The organism is Leclercia adecarboxylata, assembly GCF_006874705.1.
GTDB lineage: Bacteria > Pseudomonadota > Gammaproteobacteria > Enterobacterales > Enterobacteriaceae > Enterobacter > Enterobacter adecarboxylatus_C.
Genome location: NZ_CP035382.1, coordinates 2,743,150 through 2,766,632 on the forward strand (window position 1 = coordinate 2,743,150; position 23,483 = coordinate 2,766,632).

Below are 23,483 nucleotides of genomic sequence, written 5' to 3' on the forward strand. Positions count from 1 at the left end.
TTTGTGTTGTGTAACGTTATTTGTGCGTAACAGCCCGGACGATGCGATCGCCAGAGAATTGAATGAGATAAACCAGCACAACCAGCAGAACCAGCACGGTATTCATGACGGTAGCATTGTAGCCAATGTAGCCGTACTGATAACCGATCTGACCCAAACCGCCTGCACCGACAGCACCGCCCATCGCAGAGTAACCCACCAGGGTGATCAGCGTGATGGTTGCCGCATTGACCAGGCCCGGAAGAGCTTCTGGCAGCAAGATCTTACGTACGATCTGCATTGGCGTCGCACCCATGGCGCGTGAGGCTTCAATCAGACCCGACGGGATCTCCAGCAGCGCGTTCTCAACCATACGGGCAATAAAGGGCGCGGCCCCTACGGTAAGAGGAACAATCGCCGCCTGCAGGCCGATGGACGTTCCCACAATAACGCGGGTAAATGGAATCATCCACACCAGCAGAATAATGAAGGGAATCGAACGGAAGATGTTCACCAGCGCAGAGAGCGTGCGATACAGCTTTGCGTTCTCAATAATTTGACCCGGGCGGGTGACATACAGCAGTACGCCTACCGGCAGACCAATAACAAAACCGAAAAAGCCGGATACGAAAGTCATCGCCAGCGTTTCCCATACGCCGCGCGCCAGCAACCACATCATTGGCTCAGACATAACCCAGTACCTCTACTTTTACATGATGCTCTTGCAGCCAGGCGATAGCCGCCTGGGTATCCTGTTGCGTGCCGTGCATTTCGGTCAGCATGATGCCGAACTTCACACCACCTGCGTAATCCATCTGCGCACTAATAATGTTGTTGTTGACGTTGAAACGACGGGCGGTTTCGGACAGCAGCGGGGCATCCACTGACTTGCCCGTAAACTCCATTCGCAGCATCGGAACGCTGTTGGCTTCAGGCTGAGCTTTTAAACGTGCCAGATAGTCTTCCGGAATGTCCAGATGCAGGGTGGCCTGAATAAACTGCTGCGCCAGAGGGGTTTTCGGATGGGAGAACACTTCGCTGACGGTGTCTTGCTCAATCAGCTCACCCTGACTGATCACCGCCACGCAATCGCAGATGCGTTTAACCACGTCCATCTCGTGCGTAATAAGGAGGATGGTCAGTCCCAGGCGACGATTGATGTCTTTTAACAGTTCCAGTATCGAGCGAGTGGTTGCAGGATCCAGGGCACTGGTGGCTTCGTCACAGAGCAACACTTTTGGGTTGCTGGCCAGCGCTCGTGCAATGGCTACACGCTGTTTTTGTCCGCCGGATAAGTTTGCAGGGTAGATATCATGCTTATCGCTCAGGCCGACCAGATCCAGCAGCTCGGTGACGCGACGTTTGATTTCTTCTTTAGGCGTATTGTCCAGTTCCAGCGGCAGGGCGACGTTGCCAAATACGGTGCGCGAGGAGAGCAGGTTGAAGTGCTGGAAGATCATGCCAATCTGGCGGCGAGCTTTGGTTAAATCCGCTTCGGAAAGGGTCGTCAGCTCCTGACCATCAACCTGAACCTGACCTTCGGTCGGACGCTCGAGCAAGTTAACGCAACGGATGAGCGTACTTTTACCTGCACCTGAGGCGCCAATGACGCCATAAATCTGTCCAGCCGGAACATGCAGGCTAACGTTGTTCAACGCCTGAATGGTACGGTTCCCTTGCTGGAACACTTTGGTGATATTCGAAAGTTTAATCATTAGATTATTTTTATCGTATGTAAGTTAGCCGTGGCATTTTCTGCTGCCTTGTACGGGCGATGACCGTCAACAAAACGGATGTTAAGGCATCCAGACGTCTAAATCAATCCAACTCTGCGCGATGAGCACTTTATTGCGCGGTGATTCATGAGATACTAGCCGGACATCCCTTTTCAGGAGCAAACCGGTGGCAAAATCAGTACCCGCAATTTTTCTCGATCGTGATGGCACGATTAATGTCGATCATGGCTACGTGCATGAGATAGACGAATTCGAATTCATTGATGGCGTAATAGAAGCCATGCGTGAATTAAAAGAGATGGGTTTTGCGCTGGTGGTGGTGACTAACCAGTCAGGTATCGCGCGCGGTAAATTCACCGAAGCTCAGTTTGAGACATTAACCGAATGGATGGACTGGTCGCTGGCCGATCGTGGCGTTGACCTGGACGGTATCTATTATTGTCCTCACCATCCGCAGGGAACCGTAGAAGAGTATCGTCAGACCTGTGATTGCCGTAAACCGCATCCGGGCATGTTCATCTCGGCACAAGAGTTTCTTCATATAGATATGAGCGCTTCATATATGGTGGGCGACAAACTTGAAGATATGCAGGCAGCTGCCGCGGCAGGTGTGGGACATAAAATTCTGGTGCGTACCGGTAAACCCGTCACCCCAGAAGCAGAAAATGCAGCGGATTGGGTGATTAATAGCCTGGCTGCGCTGCCGGAAACCATCAAAAAGCAGCAAAAATAGGCATTCTGGCGAAAAGGTGAGCGGTTGAAATAAAATTGTCGTTTTCCGCTTGTCACTGCCAGAGAACTCCCTATAATGCGCCTCCATCGACACGGCGGATGTGAATCACTTCACACAAACAGCCGGGTCGGTTGAAGAGAAAAGCGAAAAATAAACGCTTGACTCTGAAAGAGGAAAGCGTAATATACGCCACCTCGCAACGGTGAGCGAAAGCCGCGTTGCACTGCTCTTTAACAATTTATCAGACAATCTGTGTGGGCACTCAAAGTGACATGGATTCTTAACGTCGCAAGACGAAAAATGAATACCAAAGTCTCTGAGTGAACATACGTAATTCATTACGAAGTTTAATTCACGAGCATCAAACTTAAATTGAAGAGTTTGATCATGGCTCAGATTGAACGCTGGCGGCAGGCCTAACACATGCAAGTCGAGCGGTAGCACGGGGGAGCTTGCTCCCTGGGTGACGAGCGGCGGACGGGTGAGTAATGTCTGGGAAACTGCCTGATGGAGGGGGATAACTACTGGAAACGGTAGCTAATACCGCATAATGTCGCAAGACCAAAGAGGGGGACCTTCGGGCCTCTTGCCATCAGATGTGCCCAGATGGGATTAGCTAGTAGGTGGGGTAACGGCTCACCTAGGCGACGATCCCTAGCTGGTCTGAGAGGATGACCAGCCACACTGGAACTGAGACACGGTCCAGACTCCTACGGGAGGCAGCAGTGGGGAATATTGCACAATGGGCGCAAGCCTGATGCAGCCATGCCGCGTGTATGAAGAAGGCCTTCGGGTTGTAAAGTACTTTCAGCGAGGAGGAAGGTGTTGCGGTTAATAACCGCAGCAATTGACGTTACTCGCAGAAGAAGCACCGGCTAACTCCGTGCCAGCAGCCGCGGTAATACGGAGGGTGCAAGCGTTAATCGGAATTACTGGGCGTAAAGCGCACGCAGGCGGTCTGTCAAGTCGGATGTGAAATCCCCGGGCTCAACCTGGGAACTGCATTCGAAACTGGCAGGCTAGAGTCTTGTAGAGGGGGGTAGAATTCCAGGTGTAGCGGTGAAATGCGTAGAGATCTGGAGGAATACCGGTGGCGAAGGCGGCCCCCTGGACAAAGACTGACGCTCAGGTGCGAAAGCGTGGGGAGCAAACAGGATTAGATACCCTGGTAGTCCACGCCGTAAACGATGTCGACTTGGAGGTTGTTCCCTTGAGGAGTGGCTTCCGGAGCTAACGCGTTAAGTCGACCGCCTGGGGAGTACGGCCGCAAGGTTAAAACTCAAATGAATTGACGGGGGCCCGCACAAGCGGTGGAGCATGTGGTTTAATTCGATGCAACGCGAAGAACCTTACCTACTCTTGACATCCAGAGAACTTAGCAGAGATGCTTTGGTGCCTTCGGGAACTCTGAGACAGGTGCTGCATGGCTGTCGTCAGCTCGTGTTGTGAAATGTTGGGTTAAGTCCCGCAACGAGCGCAACCCTTATCCTTTGTTGCCAGCGGTTAGGCCGGGAACTCAAAGGAGACTGCCAGTGATAAACTGGAGGAAGGTGGGGATGACGTCAAGTCATCATGGCCCTTACGAGTAGGGCTACACACGTGCTACAATGGCGCATACAAAGAGAAGCGACCTCGCGAGAGCAAGCGGACCTCATAAAGTGCGTCGTAGTCCGGATTGGAGTCTGCAACTCGACTCCATGAAGTCGGAATCGCTAGTAATCGTAGATCAGAATGCTACGGTGAATACGTTCCCGGGCCTTGTACACACCGCCCGTCACACCATGGGAGTGGGTTGCAAAAGAAGTAGGTAGCTTAACCTTCGGGAGGGCGCTTACCACTTTGTGATTCATGACTGGGGTGAAGTCGTAACAAGGTAACCGTAGGGGAACCTGCGGTTGGATCACCTCCTTACCTTAAAGAACCTGCCTTTGTAGTGTCCACACAGATTGTCTGATGAAAAAACAGCAGTAAAAAATCTCTGCAGGCTTGTAGCTCAGGTGGTTAGAGCGCACCCCTGATAAGGGTGAGGTCGGTGGTTCAAGTCCACTCAGGCCTACCAAATTCTTCCTGATACTGCGTTGCAGAATAACTCACATACTTAAGTATGCTTCGTTATTCCACGCCTTGTCTCAGAAAGAATTAGCGGTACAGAGATTAGCATTTTGCGATGGGGTTATAGCTCAGCTGGGAGAGCGCCTGCCTTGCACGCAGGAGGTCTGCGGTTCGATCCCGCATAGCTCCACCATCCTTTACTGCGACAACAAGAAAACTTCAGAGTGTACCTGAGAAGGTGCGCTGCGAAGTTTTGCTCTTTAAAAATCTGGATCAAGCTGAAAATTGAAACGACACGCCGTGTCTGTTCTCCGTAATAAGAGCAGATAAGCGGTGTGTCAGAGTCTCTCAAATTTTCGCAAGTCGATGATGAATCGAAAGAAACATCTTCGGGTTGTGAGGTTAAGCGACCAAGCGTACACGGTGGATGCCTAGGCAGTCAGAGGCGATGAAGGACGTGCTAATCTGCGATAAGCGTCGGTAAGGTGATATGAACCGTTACAGCCGACGATTTCCGAATGGGGAAACCCAGTGTGTTTCGACACACTATCGTTAAGTGAATACATAGCTTAACGAAGCGAACCAGGGGAACTGAAACATCTAAGTACCCTGAGGAAAAGAAATCAACCGAGATTCCCCCAGTAGCGGCGAGCGAACGGGGAGCAGCCCGGAGTCTGAATCAGCATGTGTGTCAGTGGAAGCGTCTGGAAAGTCGCAGGGTACAGGGTGATACTCCCGTACACGAAGATACACTTGCTGTGAACTCGAAGAGTAGGGCGGGACACGTGGTATCCTGTCTGAATATGGGGGGACCATCCTCCAAGGCTAAATACTCCTGACTGACCGATAGTGAACCAGTACCGTGAGGGAAAGGCGAAAAGAACCCCGGCGAGGGGAGTGAAAAAGAACCTGAAACCGTGTACGTACAAGCAGTGGGAGCACCCTTGTGGTGTGACTGCGTACCTTTTGTATAATGGGTCAGCGACTTATATTCTGTAGCAAGGTTAACCGTATAGGGGAGCCGAAGGGAAACCGAGTCTTAACTGGGCGTTAAGTTGCAGGGTATAGACCCGAAACCCGGTGATCTAGCCATGGGCAGGTTGAAGGTTGGGTAACACTAACTGGAGGACCGAACCGACTAATGTTGAAAAATTAGCGGATGACCTGTGGCTGGGGGTGAAAGGCCAATCAAACCGGGAGATAGCTGGTTCTCCCCGAAAGCTATTTAGGTAGCGCCTCGTGAATTCATCTCCGGGGGTAGAGCACTGTTTCGGCTAGGGGGCCATCCCGGCTTACCAACCCGATGCAAACTGCGAATACCGGAGAATGTTATCACGGGAGACACACGGCGGGTGCTAACGTCCGTCGTGAAGAGGGAAACAACCCAGACCGCCAGCTAAGGTCCCAAAGTCATGGTTAAGTGGGAAACGATGTGGGAAGGCACAGACAGCCAGGATGTTGGCTTAGAAGCAGCCATCATTTAAAGAAAGCGTAATAGCTCACTGGTCGAGTCGGCCTGCGCGGAAGATGTAACGGGGCTAAACCATGCACCGAAGCTGCGGCAGCGACACTATGTGTTGTTGGGTAGGGGAGCGTTCTGTAAGCCGTTGAAGGTGTGCTGTGAGGCATGCTGGAGGTATCAGAAGTGCGAATGCTGACATAAGTAACGATAAAGCGGGTGAAAAACCCGCTCGCCGGAAGACCAAGGGTTCCTGTCCAACGTTAATCGGGGCAGGGTGAGTCGACCCCTAAGGCGAGGCCGAAAGGCGTAGTCGATGGGAAACAGGTTAATATTCCTGTACTCGGTGTTACTGCGAAGGGGGGACGGAGAAGGCTATGTTGGCCGGGCGACGGTTGTCCCGGTTTAAGCATGTAGGCGGAGGTTCCAGGTAAATCCGGAACCTTGTTAACGCTGAGGTGTGATGACGAGGCACTACGGTGCTGAAGCAACAAATGCCCTGCTTCCAGGAAAAGCCTCTAAGCATCAGGTAACATCAAATCGTACCCCAAACCGACACAGGTGGTCAGGTAGAGAATACCAAGGCGCTTGAGAGAACTCGGGTGAAGGAACTAGGCAAAATGGTGCCGTAACTTCGGGAGAAGGCACGCTGATATGTAGGTGAAGCCCCTGCGGGTGGAGCTGAAATCAGTCGAAGATACCAGCTGGCTGCAACTGTTTATTAAAAACACAGCACTGTGCAAACACGAAAGTGGACGTATACGGTGTGACGCCTGCCCGGTGCCGGAAGGTTAATTGATGGGGTTAGCGGCAACGCGAAGCTCTTGATCGAAGCCCCGGTAAACGGCGGCCGTAACTATAACGGTCCTAAGGTAGCGAAATTCCTTGTCGGGTAAGTTCCGACCTGCACGAATGGCGTAATGATGGCCAGGCTGTCTCCACCCGAGACTCAGTGAAATTGAAATCGCTGTGAAGATGCAGTGTACCCGCGGCAAGACGGAAAGACCCCGTGAACCTTTACTATAGCTTGACACTGAACACTGGTCCTTGATGTGTAGGATAGGTGGGAGGCTTTGAAGCGTGGACGCCAGTCTGCGTGGAGCCATCCTTGAAATACCACCCTTTAATGGCTGGTGTTCTAACGTAGACCCGTAATCCGGGTTGCGGACAGTGTCTGGTGGGTAGTTTGACTGGGGCGGTCTCCTCCTAAAGAGTAACGGAGGAGCACGAAGGTTAGCTAATCCTGGTCGGACATCAGGAGGTTAGTGCAATGGCATAAGCTAGCTTGACTGCGAGAGTGACGGCTCGAGCAGGTGCGAAAGCAGGTCATAGTGATCCGGTGGTTCTGTATGGAAGGGCCATCGCTCAACGGATAAAAGGTACTCCGGGGATAACAGGCTGATACCGCCCAAGAGTTCATATCGACGGCGGTGTTTGGCACCTCGATGTCGGCTCATCACATCCTGGGGCTGAAGTAGGTCCCAAGGGTACGGCTGTTCGCCGTTTAAAGTGGTACGCGAGCTGGGTTTAGAACGTCGTGAGACAGTTCGGTCCCTATCTGCCGTGGGCGCTGGAGAATTGAGGGGGGCTGCTCCTAGTACGAGAGGACCGGAGTGGACGCATCACTGGTGTTCGGGTTGTCATGCCAATGGCACTGCCCGGTAGCTAAATGCGGAAGAGATAAGTGCTGAAAGCATCTAAGCACGAAACTTGCCCCGAGATGAGTTCTCCCTGAGCCTTTAAGGCTCCTGAAGGAACGTTGAAGACGACGACGTTGATAGGTCGGGTGTGTAAGCGCAGCGATGCGTTGAGCTAACCGATACTAATGAACCGTGAGGCTTAACCTTACAACGCCGAAGCTGTTTCGGCGGATTTGAGAGATTTTCAGCTGATACAGATTATTCACTGCGCCTGCGGGTGGGGTGACAACAGAATTTGCCTGGCGGCTGTAGCGCGGTGGTCCCACCTGACCCCATGCCGAACTCAGAAGTGAAACGCCGTAGCGCCGATGGTAGTGTGGGGCCTCCCCATGCGAGAGTAGGGAACTGCCAGGCATCAAATTACGTAGTGAACCGGGGCATTAAACCGGTGGTTACAGAAGTATTCGGTGGAGCGGTAGTTCAGTCGGTTAGAATACCTGCCTGTCACGCAGGGGGTCGCGGGTTCGAGTCCCGTCCGTTCCGCCACCTATTGAAAGCCCTGAGCTAACGCTCAGGGCTTTTTTCTTATCTGTCGTCTGATTATTGCTTTAAACGCAAAAATCCTCTGCTTAATACACTCTTTTTTCACACATCTCCGGCAGAGATAATCCTCTTTATTAACAAACATGATGAAGAAAAGAGGAATTCAATGACTATCCCTGCATTTGGTCTAGGCACTTTCCGCCTGAAAGACGACGTTGTTATCGCATCCGTTAAAACTGCTCTTGAACTCGGCTATCGCACGGTTGATACCGCGCAGATCTACGATAACGAAGCTGCGGTCGGCCAGGCTATCGAAGAGAGCGGCGTACCGCGCGACGAACTTTTTCTCACCACCAAGATCTGGATTGAAAATCTCAGCAAAGAGAAGTTGATCCCAAGCCTGAAAGAGAGCCTGAAAAAACTGCGCACCGATTATGTCGATCTGACCCTGATCCACTGGCCATCCCCGAACGATGCCGTGTCAGTTGAAGAGTTTATGCAGGCATTGTTGGAAGCCAAAGCCCAGGGACTGACGCGTGAAATTGGTATTTCTAACTTCACTATCCCGTTGATGGAAAAGGCGATTGCGGCTGTTGGCGCAGAAAATATCGCGACCAACCAGATCGAACTTTCTCCTTATCTGCAGAACCGTCAGGTGGTGGAATGGGCGCAGCAGCACGGCATCCATATCACCTCTTATATGACGCTGGCTTATGGTAAAGCGCTGAAAGACGAAACCATTCTGCGCATTGCTGCCAAACATAATGCCACCGCTGCGCAGGTTATCCTGGCGTGGGCAATGGGGGAGGGTTATGCGGTGATCCCTTCTTCAACCAAACGTGAGAATCTGGCAAGCAACCTGCGGGCCCAGGATCTGACGCTGGATCAGGACGATAAAAAAGCGATCGCCGCACTGGATTGCAACGATCGCCTGGTGAGCCCGGAAGGCCTGGCGCCGAAGTGGGATTGATTTAACCCTCCCTCTGTATCCTCACGAAACCCTCTTACAGCTCCTTAGGGAGCTGTTTTACATGCTCGCTCAGAAAGTCGATAAATGCCCGTATCCGGGTGCTCACTGCTCTGTCGCTGTAGTAGACCGCACTGAAGGGCATCTCTACCGGCAGACGTTTATCGGCCATCAGCTCGACTAACTCCCCCCGTGCAATCTCTTTATCAATCATATAATCCGAAAGACAAGCAATCCCGTTCCCTTCAAGGCATAACTGCTTGAGCGTCTCGCCGCTGTTGGACGATAAACCACTGACCACTTCATGAAGCTGGCCATCGTGGCAGGCGAGGGGCCAGGTGTTAAGGGATACCGGCTCCGTAAAGCCCAGGCACAGATGCTGCTTTAGCTCATCAATCGTCTCAGGCTTGCCGAAACGGGCAATATAGGCCGGAGAGGCAATGATTTTACGATAGCTGGTGAACAACGGGCGTGCCCGTAGGCTGGAATCGGTCAGCGTCCCGGCGCGGATCGCCACATCCACCTTGCGCTCAATCAGATTGATAAAGGTTTCTGACGAGACCAGAGACAACGTCATTTCCGGATAACGTTCGCGGAAAGGTTTAATTAAAGGCATCAGGAAGTGCAGTACCACGGGCGTGGCGGCGTCAATGCGCAGCAGGCCGCGCGGCGTGCTGCGCGTCTCCATAATCTCTGTTTCTGCCGCCGCCATCTCCTGCAGGATAGACTGCACGCGGCGGAAATAGCGTTCGCCTTCCTCAGTCAGGCTGAGCTGCCGGGTAGTCCGGTTCAGCAGGCTGACACCCAGCTTCATCTCCAGCTTTTTGACCGAACGGCTGACGGCAGAATTGGCCTGACCCAGCTGTTCGGCGGCGCGGCTAAAGCTGCCGCTCTCTACGACGGCGACAAAGATCGCCAGTTCCTCAGAGGTTGCTTTCATTGTTGCTTAATCCGCAAAATTATATTGATACTTTGAGCATTTTTGTTATTTAAACACTGGCGCATACTTCGTGTCATCTTAATCCTGATGAGACGGAGTTTTTTATGCCTCTGGCGCTACTTGCCCTGACGATCAGTGCCTTCGCAATCGGCACAACCGAGTTTGTAATTGTAGGACTGGTTCCTACGATTGCTGACCAACTTACCATCTCCCTGCCTTCTGCTGGTTTGCTGGTCTCTATCTATGCCCTCGGCGTGGCGATCGGCGCGCCTGTGCTGACAGCCCTTACAGGCCGCCTGCCGCGTAAACAGCTGCTGATGGCGTTGATGGTGCTGTTCACCGCCGGCAATATTCTTGCCTGGCAGGCGCCTGATTACACGACCCTGGTGATTGCCCGTCTACTGACCGGCCTTGCCCATGGGGTCTTCTTCTCTATCGGCTCGACCATCGCGACAAGTCTGGTGCCAAAAGAGAAAGCCGCCTCAGCCATTGCCATCATGTTCGGTGGTTTAACCGTGGCGCTGGTTACCGGGGTCCCGCTGGGCACCTTTATCGGTCAGCATTTTGGCTGGCGTGAAACTTTCCTCGCGGTCTCTCTGCTTGGGGTGATCGCCTTGATCAGTAGTCTGGTGCTGATCCCGTCGAACATTCCGGGGCGTGCGGCAGCGACGCTGCGCGATCAGCTGAAGGTGCTGACCCACCCCCGTCTGCTGATGATCTATGCCATTACCGCGCTGGGATATGGCGGCGTGTTTACCGCCTTTACCTTCCTCGCGCCAATGATGCAGGATCTGGCCGGGTTCTCACCGAGTGCGGTCAGCTGGATCCTGCTGGGCTATGGCGTGTCGGTGGCGATCGGCAACATTTGGGGCGGCAAGCTGGCCGATAAGCACGGCGCCGTTCCGGCACTGAAAATTATCTTTGCCGCACTGGTTGTTCTGCTACTGATCTTCCAGTTCACCGCCTCGATGCAGTATGCCGCGCTGGCGACAGTACTGGTGATGGGGATCTTCGCCTTCGGTAACGTACCGGGCCTGCAGGTCTACGTGGTACAGAAAGCCGAGCTGTATACCCCGAATGCCGTGGATGTGGCGTCTGGGTTGAATATTGCTGCTTTCAACGTGGGCATCGCGCTGGGGTCTATTATTGGCGGACAGACTGTGGAGCACTTCGGTCTGGCACAAACGCCGTGGATTGGGGCGGTTATCGTTCTCGCGGCATTTCTGTTGATTGGCCTCAGCGGTCGCCTGGATAAGCCCGCTCGTGTGGTGCTGGGATAAGCCTGGTGTAAGCACTTGCTAACAAAACGAAACAGCGGTTTCTCGGTAATTGCGTTGAAAGTGTAAGCTGAAAACCCTATAACATTAGAACCCGCTCCTATTTCTGGACGGGTTCTGTCTATAGAGGTCGTTTCACATCGTGCGAAAAAATACCTATGCCATGCGTTATGTTGCCGGACAACCCGCGGAGAGGATCTTACCTCCGGGGTCGTTTGCGAGCATTGGCCAGGCGTTGCCCGCCGGCGCACCTTTAAGCAGTGATGAAAAAATCCGGGTGCTGGTGTGGAATATCTTCAAACAGCAGCGCGCCGAATGGTTATCCGTTCTGCAGAATTTTGGTAAGGATGCCCACCTGGTGCTGTTGCAGGAGGCGCAAACCACCCCTGAGCTGGTCAGGTTTGCGACCACTAACTACCTCGCGGCTGACCAGGTTCCGGCCTTTGTCCTCCCTCAGCATCCGTCGGGAGTGATGACACTCTCTGCCGCGCATCCTGTTTATTGCTGCCCGCTGCGCGAACGTGAACCGCTCCTGCGCCTGGCAAAATCTGCCCTGGTCACCGTCTACCCATTGCCGGACACCCGTCTGCTGATGGTGGTGAATATTCATGCGGTCAATTTCAGCCTCGGCGTTGACGTCTACAGCAAACAGTTACTGCCCATCGGCGATCAGATCGCGCATCACAGCGGTCCGGTCGTCATGGCCGGTGATTTCAATGCCTGGAGCCGCCCGCGGATGAATGCGCTTTATCGCTTTGCGCGTGAGATGTCGCTGCGCGAAGTTCGTTTTACCGATGACCAGCGTCGCAAGGCGTTTGGCCGTCCCCTCGATTTTGTCTTCTATCGTGGTCTGAACGTGCACGAAGCCTCAGTGCTGGTGACGCGTGCCTCCGATCACAATCCGCTACTAGTCGAATTCAGTCCCGGCAAGCCTGAACGATAGAGGTGTGTCAGGTCTGCCGTGGGGCAGGCCTGCGCGGGTGCTGCCCTTTATTTTTCATCAACCGAAGGACAGCAAAAAATGACAACACAGTCCCATCATGACAACGTAGAAAAACAGTTTGGCTCCCAGGCGAAGGCCTATCTCACCAGCGCAGTTCACGCATCCGGCCGCGATCTGCAGCGTCTGGCTGAACGTCTGGCCGACTTCCCCGATGCCAACGTGCTGGATTTAGGCTGCGGGGCGGGCCATGCCAGCTTTGTGGCGGCACAGCAGGTTGCGCATGTGACGGCTTACGACTTATCCAGCCAGATGCTGGAGGTGGTCTCTGCGGCCGCCAGTGAGAAGGGACTGGGGAATATCGCCACCCGCCAGGGCTATGCCGAATCATTACCCTTTGCCGATAGCTCCTTTGATATCGTCATCAGCCGCTACTCGGCGCATCACTGGCACGATGTTGGCCAGGCGTTGCGCGAGGTTAAACGGGTGCTGAAGCCGGGCGGTCTGGTGATCATCATGGATATTATGTCGCCGGGCCATCCGGTGCGGGATATCTGGTTGCAGACGGTTGAAGCCCTGCGTGATACCTCCCATGTGCGCAATTATTCCAGCGGCGAGTGGTTATCAATGTTTACGGAAGCCGGGCTGATTACGCGCACGTTGCAGACTGACAGGCTGACGCTGGAGTTCTCGTCGTGGATTGCCCGTATGCGCACGCCTGAGGCGTTAAGCCAGGCGATCAGGCTGTATCAGCAGAGTGCCTCCGCGGAGGTGAAAGCCTACTTTGAGCTGCAGGAAGAGGGCTCATTCACCAGCGATACGCTCTTCGCTGAAGCCCGGAAGGCGGGATAAAACAAAAAAGGCACCGGGGGAATCGGTGCCTTTTTTACATCTGGTCTCTGAAATCAGGAATCCGGGGTGGCGTTGTTTTTCACAAACAACGTTATCCGATCGCCAGGCTGCAGATTGTCGGTATCGCTGTTCCAGCGCATCACATCTTTGATGTTCACGCCGTGACGCTTAGCAATACTCGAGAGCGAATCGCCTTTTTGCACGCGATAGGTAATGCTATCGCTGTTATTGGCGAGACGCTGCGCGCTGTTACCCGCACCAATCGTCAGGTTCTGACCCACTTTCAGAGTAGAGCCGCGCAGCTTGTTCCACTGCTGCAGATCTTTCGTGCTCACGCCAAGACGTGATGCAATACCTGAAAGCGTATCGCCTGTACGTACCTGATAGCTACGGCTGTTAACCGGTGAATTATCCGCGATCAGCGTAGACTGAACCGCAGCAATTTCACCCGCTGCCAAAGATACCCGTAACTGTTCAGCGTGTTTCTGCGGCACCAGAACGTACTTCGGCCCGCTGTTACCAAGCGTGGAGCCCTTCACACCTGCGTTGAAGGCTTTCAGTTTGGTGACCGAGATACCTGCCATATCTGCAACCTGTCGCAATTCAACAGGGTTGTTGATACGCACTCTCGCCAGGGCACGACTCTCGTCCGAGGTCGGCAGCTTCACGCCGTACTGTTGGCTGTTTTTGAATATTTCACTCAAAGCCAGCATTTTTGGTACGTATAATTTGGTTTCCCGTGGCAGTGGAAGCGACCAAAAGTCGGTAGGTTTACCCCGTGCTTTATTCGCTTTCATTGCCTTCAGTACACGACCCTCACCGCTGTTATACGCAGCGACAGTCAGCAGCCAGTCACCGTCGAACATCTTGTTCAGACGTTGCATCATGTCGAGTGCTGCAGTCGTCGAAGCGACCACATCACGACGCGCATCGTAGTTGCGGGTCTGTTTTAAACCATAATTTCGCCCTGTGCTCGGTATGATCTGCCAAAGGCCTGCGGCCTTGGCGCCAGACGTTGCATGTGGGTCAAAAGCGCTCTCCACTATGGGTAGTAGTACCAGTTCCATGGGCATGTTGCGTTTCTTAACTTGCCCTGCTATCCAGTACATATACGGCTCTGCCCGTAAAGTTACATCGTGGAGATAGCTCTTATTGCTTAAATACTTCTGTTTCTGTTCGCGAATCCGGCTGTTTTCCGGAATTCCCATCTTTAGCTCGTCGCCAATAGAGACCCACAAGTCTTGATCCTGTGCGAAAGACGTCCCATCGTCTGCCCATCGCGATTGACTTGTAAACTTCCCTGCTTCCCCTTGACCAGCTGCAGAAAGGCTCTGTGCGTGCTGTTGTACGTTGCCAGTGTTCTGAGACGCCTGGCAACCCACAAGCAGGACAGAGGCGAGTAATATCGCTTTTGCCTTCATGTGTGTGTCAATAGTTGCTTAAAAGACGAGCGATGATAACGACGAATATTTGAAAAGGCAACACGCAATTATCAGAAGTTATCTTTCTTCGCCCTTAACCATGCGAAAAACTCTTCTGGTTGTTGCATATTTGTTTCTTCATTAATTTTGTTAGTTAAATCAATATCATCTGTTCTGAGAAATAAATTAATTTTACGTTCATTTTTCAGAATTCCGGGGAGTGTTTTTTGGTTTTTTGCTCGTAACTCATTCACTTTGCGGTAATAATCCTGAATCGCCACATCCTCTGGCAGAACGTGCATTGCAAACTTCATATTCGCTAAAGTGTATTCGTGCGCGCAGCAAATGAGGGTATCTTCGGGAAGTGCGTTAATTTTCTGGAAGGACTGGTACATCTGGGCTGGCGTGCCTTCGAACAGCCTTCCGCAGCCGCCAGAGAACATTGTATCGCCACAGAAAAGATAAGGAAAACTGAAGAACGAGATATGTCCTAAAGTGTGACCGGGTGTGGCAATTACGGAAAACTCCGACGCGAGAATGAGGATCTTTTCTCCATCTTCGACTACGCGGGTCGCTCCCTTATCTTGTGTCTCTGCGGGGCCATAGACCACAAGATGCGGAAATTTTGCACAGATTGCCGCTACGCCGCCCACATGGTCGTGGTGATGATGCGTCAGCAGGATCGCTTCTGGTTGCCAGTGGTTTTGCTCAATGGCCTTCAGTACCGGCTCTGCCTCGCCAGGATCGACAATAATGCAACGTCCCTCATCATCGGTTAAAACCCAGATGTAATTGTCCTGAAAAGCAGGAATACTGATAAGATTCATACATTACCTCTCATAGCGTGGCGGGTGTTTTGATGAAACCGGCAAGGATACCTCAGATTGTCTCAGCACCTGCACATTGGGCGGAATTGCCCTGGGGTGAATACTATCGCGAAGCGCTTGAGCAGCAGCTTAAGCCCTGGTTTGCGAAAATGTATGGTTTTCACCTGCTTAAGATTGGCAATCTGAGCGCAGAAATCAACTCTGAAAGCTGCGCGATTTCACATCAGGTCAACGTTTCGCTGGGGGGCGAGCCGGTTCAGGTGAAGGCCAATCCGCTGCATCTGCCGTTTGCGGAAAAATCTGTCGATGCCTGCCTGCTGGCGCATGCGCTGCCCTGGTGCGACGATCCGCACCGGTTACTGCGCGAAGCAGACCGGGTGCTGATTGACGATGGCTGGCTGGTGATCAGCGGATTTAACCCGATGAGTCTGATGGGCTTACGCAAGCTGGTGCCGGTGCTGCGCCGTACCCCGCCGTACAACAGCCGGATGTTCACCCTGATGCGCCAGCTGGACTGGCTATCGCTGCTCAACTTTGAGGTGATGCACCATAGCGGTTTTCAGGTCTTACCCTGGACGCGGCAGGGCGGGAAGATGCTCACCACCCATTTCCCGGCGCTGGGCTGTATGCAGCTGATTGTGGCGCGCAAGCGAACCATCCCCCTGACGCTCAATCCCATGAAGCAAAGCAAGGCGAAAACGCGTTTGCGTGCCGCCGTCGGCGCCACGCGACAATACCGTAAGCCCTGATCAAGCTTCTGGTTTATACCCTACGTCTTCATGCTGCGGATTCATGGCGGCAGCACGGGCCAGCTCGTCGCAACGTTCGTTCTCGGGATGTCCGGCGTGGCCTTTCACCCACTCCCACTGGATTTTGTGCTGGCTGAGCGCCGCATCCAGGCGCTGCCAGAGATCGACATTCTTCACCGGTTTTTTATCTGCTGTTTTCCAGCCCCGTTTTTTCCAGTTATGGATCCACTGGGTGATCCCCTGACGCACATACTGGCTGTCGGTGCTCAGCACAATATCGCAATGCTCTTTCAGCGCCTCGAGAGCCACAATCGCGGCCATCAACTCCATACGGTTGTTGGTGGTGAGGCGATAGCCTTCATTAAAGGTTTTTTCATGTTCGCGATAACGCAAAATCGCACCGTAGCCCCCCGGGCCCGGGTTGCCGAGGCACGATCCGTCGGTGTAAATCTCTACCTGTTTACGCATCCTGGCAGACATCCTGTAATCAAAACGGTAAGTCTGACATAAATGTTTGCCATCAGCACTGCAAAATCAAGTCAGTGCGAATTAGCCTTTGAACGCCTGGTCAGGTTGTTTACAATGTCGCCGTTGAACAGAGCAGGTTTTCAGAATGAGTATTGCAGACACACATAACGCCGACAGGATCATCGTCCTCGATACCGAAACCACGGGTATGAACCAGATCGGTGCTCACTATGAAGGGCACAAGATCATCGAGATCGGTGCGGTAGAGGTGATCAACCGCCGTCTTACCGGCAATAACTTCCACGTCTACCTGAAGCCAGACCGGCTGGTGGACCCGGAAGCTTTTGGCGTTCACGGTATCGCAGATGAATTCTTGCTGGATAAACCCACCTTTGCCGACGTCGCCGATGAATTCATCGACTACATCAAAGGCGGCGAGCTGGTCATTCATAACGCCTCGTTTGATATTGGCTTTATGGACTATGAATTCAGCAAGCTCAACCGCGGCCTGCCGAAAACCGACACCTTCTGTAAAGTCACCGACAGTCTGGCGATGGCGAGGAGGATGTTCCCCGGCAAGCGTAACAGCCTCGATGCGTTGTGCTCGCGCTATGAAATAGATAACAGCAAACGAACGCTGCACGGGGCGTTGCTCGATGCCCAGATCCTGGCCGATGTCTATCTGATCATGACGGGTGGCCAGACAGCCCTAGCCTTCAACGCCGATAACGATTCGCAGCAGCAGTCCGGAGAGAGCGAAATCCAGCGCATTATTCGTCAGTCCAGCGCGTTGCGCGTCATTCTCGCCAGCGATGAAGAGTTACTGGCACATGAATCGCGCCTGGATCTGGTGCAGAAGAAGGGCGGAAGCTGCCTCTGGCGCGGTTAAATGCGGCGGAAATGCTGGTAAAATGACCGTTTGGATCGTTTTTGCAGCAAACGATTCAAAAGCAGAGAAAAAGCATTGACGGGATCGGAGGCAAAACGTAATATCTGCCTCGTTCCCAAGGGAACACAGCGGAGCGGTAGTTCAGTCGGTTAGAATACCTGCCTGTCACGCAGGGGGTCGCGGGTTCGAGTCCCGTCCGTTCCGCCACTATTCAGAAGGCCTGAATCAGCAATGATTCAGGCCTTTCTCATTTTGTCGCGCTGCTGATTTGTCCGGGCAGGCAAGCTCTGCTGCCGCCCGGCAGATGTTTAGTTAATGCTAAACGGATCCGCATCCTGCCATGCAGGAAACTTCTCCCGATACTCTCTCAGTGCCGTCAGCGACAGCTCGGCGTCAATGCGCGTCGCATGGTGCGGCTCTGCGGTGGCGATGATTTCGCCCTGCGGATTAATCACCCGGCTGTCGCCACGATAGTGATGACCATTGCCGTCGGTACCGACCCGGTTGCAGCCTGCCACATAGGCCTGGTTCTCAATCGCCCGTGCCGTCAGCAGCGCCTGCCAGTGGAGCGAGCGTGGGGCCGGCCAGTTAGCGACATACAGCGCCAGGTCATAATCGTTACGATTACGCGACCACACCGGGAAGCGCAGGTCGTAACAGACTAACGGCAGAATGCGCCAGCCGCGCCACTCAAACACCAGCCGCTCGTTACCCGCTTCATAGTGCTGATGCTCATCCGCCATGCGGAACAGGTGGCGCTTATCATAGAAATGCACCTTGCCCTCGGGCTCAACCAGCAGAAAACGGTTAACCGGCCCGCGTTCGGTCTGTAGCGCGGCGCTGCCAGCGATTAACGCCTGGGTTTGCTGGGCTCTGGCCTGCATCCAGGCGACCACATCCTCCTGTGGCAGGGACTGTTTTGCCGCTTCCATGGCAAACCCGGTGGTGAACATTTCCGGCAGGATAATGATATCGCGCCCGGCGATCCCTTCCAGCTGACGATCAAAATGGCGCAGGTTGGCGGGGCCATCCATCCACACCAGCGGTTGTTGCAAAAGCGTAATCTTCAAACCAGGCACAGTAAGACTCCTCGAAGAACCACATTTTGACACTGTAGCACGACAATCAGAGAAACGGGTGGCAATAAAAAACCCCGCACCAGGCGGGGTTGTTTAGCCCTGAAACGGATTATGCGGCTTCAGGTTTACGTACGATCTCTGTCAGCTTTACCGGCTGCGTCGCCAGCTCTTCCGGGTCGAAATCATCGACGTTGATACTGCGCAGACGGCTCTCTTCGGCTTTGATCAGCAGAGCGGCTTCATCCTTGCCGATGATACCGCCAGCCAGGGCCTGTTTCGCCAGCTCATCCAGGCGGGTGAACGGCAGGTTTTTGCCCAGCTGTTTGCAGATCTTCTGATGAATCGGATCGGCCGCCATTACATCCAGCAGCGCCTCTTCCAGCAGACCGACCGGGTTATGCTCGGTTGGGGCCAGATACTGACCGCGACCGATACGGGAGCGGGTTGCACTCGGTACCTGCAGGATCTTCGCCACTTTATGATCCAGCTTATCGGACGGCGCCAGATAGTGACGACCGGTCGGGAAGATGACCACGCGCAGGGCGCCTGCGACAAAGCGGTTCGGGAAGTTCACCAGCAGATCGTCGATGGCCTGTTCAGCCTGATACAGCGCATCCTGCACGCCCCAGTGCACCAGCGGCAGATCCGCTTCATGACGGCCTTCATCGTCGTAGCGTTTCAGTACCGCCGAGGCGAGGAAGATCTGGCTCAGCACATCACCCAGACGCGCAGAGATACGTTCCCGGCGCTTCAGGCTACCGCCCAGCACCGCCATCGATACGTCGGAGAGCAGCGCAAGGTTAGCACTCAGACGGTTCAGGTGCTGGTAGTAACGACGGGTTGCATCGCCGGTTGGCGTGGCGCTGGTCAGGCCGCGGGTCAGGCCCAGCCAGAAGCTGCGCACTTTGTTGCTGCCGACGTGCCCGATGTGTTTAAACAGCAGCTTATCGAAGGCATCCACGTCGTTGTTCTGCGCGGCCGCCATCTCCTCCAGTACGTATGGATGACAGCGGATCGCGCCCTGACCGAAGATCATCATGCTGCGGGTCAGAATGTTGGCCCCTTCCACAGTGATGGCAATAGGTGCGCCCTGATAGCCGCGCGCCAGGAAGTTGCCTTCGCCGAGCATAATGCCTTTCCCGCCGGCGATATCCATCGCGTCGATGATCGACTGCTGCGCGCGGTGGGTACAGTGGTACTTCACGATGGCGGAGAGCACGGCCGGTTTTTCACCCAGCATAATGCCGTAGGTAATTAAGGAAGCGGCCGCATCCATCACGTAGGCGTTGCCTGCGATACGCGCCAGCGGCTCTTCAATCCCTTCCATCTTGCCGATAGAGATTTTGAACTGACGGCGGATATGGGCGTAAGCACCAATCCCCATCGCCACGGATTTCAGACCACCGGTTGAGTTCGACGGCAGGGTGATGCCGCGGCCAACGGACAGACATTCCACCAGCATACGCCAGCCCTGACCGGCCATTTTCGGGCCGCCGATGATGTAATCAATCGGGACAAAGATATCCTGACCGCGGGTCGGGCCGTTCTGGAACGGTACGTTCAGCGGGAAGTGACGACGACCAATTTCCACACCTGGGGTAGAGGTAGGGATCAGCGCACAGGTAATACCCAGATCTTCTTCACCCCCTAACAGCTTGTTCGGATCGGAGAGTTTAAAGGCCAGGCCCAGTACGGTAGCGATTGGCGCCAGCGTAATGTAGCGTTTGTTCCAGGTCAGGCGCATGCCCAGCACCTGCTCACCCTGCCACTCGCCCATGCAGACCACGCCGGTATCCGGAATGGCACCCGCATCAGAACCCGCTTCCGGGCTGGTCAGTGCGAAGCACGGAATTTCCAGACCGCGTGCCAGACGCGGCAGGTAGTGATCTTTTTGCTCTTCAGTACCGTAATGTTGCAGCAGTTCACCCGGGCCTAAGGAGTTAGGCACGCCGACGGTGATCGCCAGGATCCCGGAGACACCGGACAGTTTTTGCAGTACGCGAGCCTGAGCATATGCAGAGAACTCGAGGCCGCCGTACTCTTTCTTGATGATCATCGCGAAGAAGCGATGCTCTTTTAAAAATGCCCACAGTTCAGGGGGCAGATCGGCCATCTCATGGGTGATCTGGAAATCATTCGCCATCCGGCAGGCTTCTTCCACCGGACCATCGATAAACGCCTGCTCTTCCGCAGTGAGGCGCGGCTGCGGATAGTTATGCAGCTTTTTCCAGTCTGGTCTGCCCTGGAACAGGTCGCCTTCCCACCAGGTGGTACCGGCATCAATCGCCTCTTTTTCGGTGCGCGACATCGGTGGCATGACCTTACGGAAGCCACGGAATACCGGAGCCGAAATCAGTGATTTACGCATGGAGCGGACGTTGAATGGCACCAGAATAATCGCCAGCGGGACCAGCACCCAGGTGGTCCAGATGCCGGTGACGCCAAGCGCCGCGGTCCAGGCCAGTAAGATAAAGCTGCTCAGTAGTAAGCTGACCCGGTGATAGAACAACACCCCGAGCAGAACAACGGATAAGAGAATACTTAAAATCATCATAAAGAAATGCTCCCTGTCTTGTAGGAGGTCTGACCACTTGTGATGATATGGTTGTAGTGGATGTTATTTCTTTTAGCAATGCATTCACAAAATAATTACAACCTGGTTCACATTGTTCATGTTTTACGCGGCACAAAAAAGCAAAACGCCCGTCGATTCATGCGGCTTTAGCTTCTCGCTTTTACCGCTATCCGGTAAACTTGCTCTGTTATTTCATCAATACTGAAGGATTATCCTCATGTACCAGGATCTTATTCGTAACGAACTGAACGAAGCGGCGGAAACGCTGGCTAACTTTCTGAAAGATGAAGCCAATATTCACGCTATTCAGCGCGCGGCGGTCCTGCTGGCCGACAGCTTCAAAGAGGGCGGTAAAGTGCTCTCCTGCGGCAATGGCGGTTCACATTGTGATGCCATGCACTTTGCCGAAGAGCTGACCGGTCGTTATCGTGAAAACCGTCCGGGCTATCCGGCGATCGCTATCTCTGACGTCAGCCACATCTCCTGCGTGGGTAATGACTTCGGTTACGATCACATCTTCTCCCGCTATGTCGAAGCGGTGGGTCGTGAAGGAGATGTTCTGCTGGGGATTTCCACCTCCGGCAACTCCGGCAACGTGATCAAAGCGATTGAAGCGGCACGTGAGAAGGGGATGAAAGTGATCACCCTGACCGGCAAAGACGGCGGCAAAATGGCGGGTACGGCGGATATCGAAATTCGCGTGCCTCACTTCGGTTACGCTGACCGTATTCAGGAAATTCACATCAAAGTCATTCATATCCTGATCCAGCTGATCGAAAAAGAGATGGTTAAATAAGACTTCGCTGGGGGGTTAGCGCCCCCCGCTGTTGTGGAGGTGATGTATGTGCGAACTGCTCGGGATGAGCGCCAATGTGCCGACCGATATCTGCTTTAGTTTCACCGGGCTGGTGCAGCGCGGTGGAGGAACCGGGCCGCATAAAGACGGCTGGGGTATCACCTTCTATGAAGGGAAAGGCTGTCGCACGTTCAAGGATCCACAACCCAGCTACAACTCCCCGATTGCCAGACTGGTGCAGGATTATCCGATTAAATCCTGCTCGGTAGTGGCCCATATTCGCCAGGCCAACCGTGGTGAAGTGGCGCTGGAAAATACCCATCCGTTTACCCGCGAGCTGTGGGGACGCAACTGGACCTATGCCCATAACGGCCAGCTGAGCGGCTATAAATCGCTGGAGACCGGCAACTTCCGGCCGGTGGGGGAAACCGACAGTGAAAAAGCCTTCTGCTGGCTGCTGCATAAGCTGACCGAGCGCTACCCACGCACCCCCAGCAATATGACCGCGGTGTTTAAATACATTGCCTCGCTGGCGTCTGAGTTACGTGAGAAGGGGGTGTTTAACATGCTGTTGTCTGACGGGCGCTACGTGATGGCGTTCTGCTCTACCAATCTGTTCTGGATCACCCGGCGGGCACCGTTTGGCGTGGCAAAGCTTCTGGATCAGGATGTGGAAATTGACTTTCAGACAGAGACCACACCGAACGATGTGGTCACTGTGATTGCGACGCAGCCGCTGACGGGCAACGAAACCTGGCAAAAGATTATGCCAGGCGAGTGGATCTTATTTTGTCTCGGGGAGCGTGTAGTTTGACGCCAGCTGTGGCTGGACAACTTCGTGGCTCAGCGGCTTGCTGACCACGTAACGTCCATCCACCACCGAAACGGTCGGCGGCTTACGCGTCTGCTGGAAGTAGTCGTAACCCGGTTTCAGCTGCTTCCAGAAATCCGCATAATAGGACGTTCTGTGACGCTGCATATTGGCGTCGGTCATGCGGAACGGATAGATGCTTACCTGCACGGCAGACTGGCCAAACACCAGCGCACCGGTCACAAACTGGAAGATCTCGTCAATGCCGCTGTCGGTCATGGCATAGCAGCCTACAGAAACACAGGCTCCGTGGATCATCAGATACTTACCATCATAACCATGCGCACGGTCATAGGCATTCGGGAAGCCGATGTTGATCGCTTTATAGAAGCGGCTGTCCGGTTTTAACTGGCTACGCTGAACGCTGTAGAACCCCTCCGGGCTTTTAAAGTCGCCCTGACGCTGTTTCGGACCGAGGCCACCGGAGTAGTTACAGATTTTATAGCTGTCGAGCAGCTGATACGTCTCACCCATCTTCACGAACAGGTCTAACGTGCGCTCTTCCTTAAAGATCTGGATATAGACCGGAGAGCCCATCAACTGCTGCTTATATTCTTTGCTCACTGGCGTCGTGGAGCTGTTGCTGCTGAGCAGCCCGGCAAACGAAACGCACGGAATAAGAAGCATCGCAATGAACAATGCGATTTTACGCATACTACATGTTCCTTGATAAAACATAACCAACTTGCC

The 23,483-nt window shown here is 53.8% G+C and carries 18 protein-coding genes, 4 tRNA genes and 3 rRNA genes; 16 read left to right on the plus strand and 9 right to left on the minus strand.

Features of this window, described 5'->3' with window-relative positions; all coding sequences use genetic code 11:
• Window positions 1-16: 16 nt before the first annotated feature.
• Entirely contained in the window at window positions 17-670 is a 654-nt protein-coding gene (locus ES815_RS13995) for a methionine ABC transporter permease MetI (RefSeq protein ID WP_142488317.1), read from the minus strand.
• The gene (metN, locus tag ES815_RS14000) at window positions 663-1,694 is read right to left on the minus strand and encodes a methionine ABC transporter ATP-binding protein MetN (protein WP_142488318.1); all 1,032 of its coding nucleotides are present in this window, start codon (window positions 1,692-1,694) and stop codon (window positions 663-665) included. The genes ES815_RS13995 and metN overlap by 8 nt, the downstream gene beginning before the upstream one ends.
• Window positions 1,695-1,881: 187 nt before the next feature.
• On the opposite strand from metN, the gene gmhB reads away from it, so the two are divergent.
• The 8 genes from gmhB to dkgB all read left to right on the plus strand — a co-directional run bounded on the left by gmhB (window position 1,882) and on the right by dkgB (window position 9,112).
• Complete coding sequence (gmhB, locus tag ES815_RS14005; protein ID WP_142488319.1) at window positions 1,882-2,448, plus strand: D-glycero-beta-D-manno-heptose 1,7-bisphosphate 7-phosphatase; 567 nt, start codon at window positions 1,882-1,884, stop codon at window positions 2,446-2,448.
• A 369-nt stretch (window positions 2,449-2,817) separates the two neighbouring features.
• Window positions 2,818-4,359: ribosomal RNA gene (locus ES815_RS14010) — 16S ribosomal RNA — on the plus strand.
• Between the two features lie 71 nt (window positions 4,360-4,430).
• Window positions 4,431-4,507 (plus strand) — tRNA-Ile (locus tag ES815_RS14015).
• A 110-nt stretch (window positions 4,508-4,617) separates the two neighbouring features.
• A tRNA-Ala gene (locus ES815_RS14020) sits at window positions 4,618-4,693 on the plus strand.
• 207 nt (window positions 4,694-4,900) lie between these two features.
• Window positions 4,901-7,806: ribosomal RNA gene (locus ES815_RS14025) — 23S ribosomal RNA — on the plus strand.
• A 91-nt stretch (window positions 7,807-7,897) separates the two neighbouring features.
• Window positions 7,898-8,013, plus strand: a 5S ribosomal RNA gene (gene rrf, locus ES815_RS14030).
• Together the 16S, 23S and 5S rRNA genes with 3 tRNA genes alongside form the textbook arrangement of a ribosomal RNA operon.
• Window positions 8,014-8,068: 55 nt before the next feature.
• Window positions 8,069-8,145: transfer RNA gene (locus ES815_RS14035), tRNA-Asp, on the plus strand.
• Between the two features lie 163 nt (window positions 8,146-8,308).
• The gene (gene dkgB / locus ES815_RS14040) at window positions 8,309-9,112 is read left to right on the plus strand and encodes a 2,5-didehydrogluconate reductase DkgB (protein ID WP_142488320.1); all 804 of its coding nucleotides are present in this window, start codon (window positions 8,309-8,311) and stop codon (window positions 9,110-9,112) included.
• Between the two features lie 34 nt (window positions 9,113-9,146).
• Here dkgB and yafC read toward each other — a convergent pair whose 3' ends face one another.
• Entirely contained in the window at window positions 9,147-10,049 is a 903-nt protein-coding gene (gene yafC / locus ES815_RS14045) for a DNA-binding transcriptional regulator YafC (protein WP_142488321.1), read from the minus strand.
• A 104-nt stretch (window positions 10,050-10,153) separates the two neighbouring features.
• On the opposite strand from yafC, the gene ES815_RS14050 reads away from it, so the two are divergent.
• The 3 genes from ES815_RS14050 (at window position 10,154) to ES815_RS14060 (ending at window position 13,118) form a co-directional block, all read left to right on the plus strand.
• On the plus strand, window positions 10,154-11,329 hold the full coding sequence (locus ES815_RS14050) for an MFS transporter (RefSeq protein WP_142488322.1): 1,176 nt from the start codon (window positions 10,154-10,156) through the stop codon (window positions 11,327-11,329).
• Window positions 11,330-11,468: 139 nt separating this feature from the next.
• Window positions 11,469-12,269, plus strand: coding sequence for an endonuclease/exonuclease/phosphatase family protein (locus ES815_RS14055; protein ID WP_032616661.1), 801 nt, complete (start codon window positions 11,469-11,471; stop codon window positions 12,267-12,269).
• Window positions 12,270-12,347: 78 nt separating this feature from the next.
• Window positions 12,348-13,118 (plus strand): class I SAM-dependent methyltransferase, encoded by a 771-nt coding sequence (locus tag ES815_RS14060; RefSeq protein ID WP_142488323.1) that lies wholly within the window; start codon window positions 12,348-12,350, stop codon window positions 13,116-13,118.
• A gap of 53 nt (window positions 13,119-13,171) precedes the next feature.
• On the opposite strand, the gene mltD is transcribed toward ES815_RS14060, so the two are convergent.
• Together mltD and gloB are read right to left on the minus strand one after the other, a co-directional pair.
• The gene (gene mltD / locus ES815_RS14065; protein ID WP_142488324.1) at window positions 13,172-14,539 is read right to left on the minus strand and encodes a murein transglycosylase D; all 1,368 of its coding nucleotides are present in this window, start codon (window positions 14,537-14,539) and stop codon (window positions 13,172-13,174) included.
• 71 nt (window positions 14,540-14,610) lie between these two features.
• The gene (gene gloB, locus ES815_RS14070) at window positions 14,611-15,366 is read right to left on the minus strand and encodes a hydroxyacylglutathione hydrolase (protein ID WP_142488325.1); all 756 of its coding nucleotides are present in this window, start codon (window positions 15,364-15,366) and stop codon (window positions 14,611-14,613) included.
• Window positions 15,367-15,398: 32 nt separating this feature from the next.
• On the opposite strand from gloB, the gene ES815_RS14075 reads away from it, so the two are divergent.
• Window positions 15,399-16,115: a class I SAM-dependent methyltransferase gene (locus tag ES815_RS14075; protein ID WP_142488326.1), complete on the plus strand. Its 717-nt coding sequence runs from the start codon at window positions 15,399-15,401 to the stop codon at window positions 16,113-16,115.
• Here ES815_RS14075 and rnhA read toward each other — a convergent pair whose 3' ends face one another.
• Window positions 16,116-16,583 (minus strand): ribonuclease HI, encoded by a 468-nt coding sequence (rnhA, locus tag ES815_RS14080; RefSeq protein ID WP_103793497.1) that lies wholly within the window; start codon window positions 16,581-16,583, stop codon window positions 16,116-16,118.
• A gap of 145 nt (window positions 16,584-16,728) precedes the next feature.
• On the opposite strand from rnhA, the gene dnaQ reads away from it, so the two are divergent.
• The gene (gene dnaQ / locus ES815_RS14085; RefSeq protein WP_142488327.1) at window positions 16,729-17,472 is read left to right on the plus strand and encodes a DNA polymerase III subunit epsilon; all 744 of its coding nucleotides are present in this window, start codon (window positions 16,729-16,731) and stop codon (window positions 17,470-17,472) included.
• Window positions 17,473-17,602: 130 nt separating this feature from the next.
• A tRNA-Asp gene (locus ES815_RS14090) sits at window positions 17,603-17,679 on the plus strand.
• Window positions 17,680-17,780: 101 nt separating this feature from the next.
• On the opposite strand, the gene ES815_RS14095 is transcribed toward ES815_RS14090, so the two are convergent.
• Complete coding sequence (locus ES815_RS14095; protein ID WP_142488328.1) at window positions 17,781-18,551, minus strand: amidohydrolase; 771 nt, start codon at window positions 18,549-18,551, stop codon at window positions 17,781-17,783.
• Window positions 18,552-18,660: 109 nt separating this feature from the next.
• Window positions 18,661-21,105 (minus strand): acyl-CoA dehydrogenase FadE, encoded by a 2,445-nt coding sequence (gene fadE / locus ES815_RS14100; RefSeq protein WP_142488329.1) that lies wholly within the window; start codon window positions 21,103-21,105, stop codon window positions 18,661-18,663.
• A 238-nt stretch (window positions 21,106-21,343) separates the two neighbouring features.
• Here fadE and lpcA point away from each other — a divergent pair, with 238 nt between their 5' ends.
• Complete coding sequence (lpcA, locus tag ES815_RS14105; RefSeq protein WP_059308682.1) at window positions 21,344-21,922, plus strand: D-sedoheptulose 7-phosphate isomerase; 579 nt, start codon at window positions 21,344-21,346, stop codon at window positions 21,920-21,922.
• A gap of 46 nt (window positions 21,923-21,968) precedes the next feature.
• Window positions 21,969-22,736 (plus strand): class II glutamine amidotransferase, encoded by a 768-nt coding sequence (locus tag ES815_RS14110; RefSeq protein WP_142488330.1) that lies wholly within the window; start codon window positions 21,969-21,971, stop codon window positions 22,734-22,736.
• On the opposite strand, the gene dpaA is transcribed toward ES815_RS14110, so the two are convergent.
• Window positions 22,707-23,447, minus strand: coding sequence for a peptidoglycan meso-diaminopimelic acid protein amidase (gene dpaA / locus ES815_RS14115; protein WP_142488331.1), 741 nt, complete (start codon window positions 23,445-23,447; stop codon window positions 22,707-22,709). The genes ES815_RS14110 and dpaA overlap by 30 nt on opposite strands.
• Window positions 23,448-23,483: the final 36 nt, after the last annotated feature.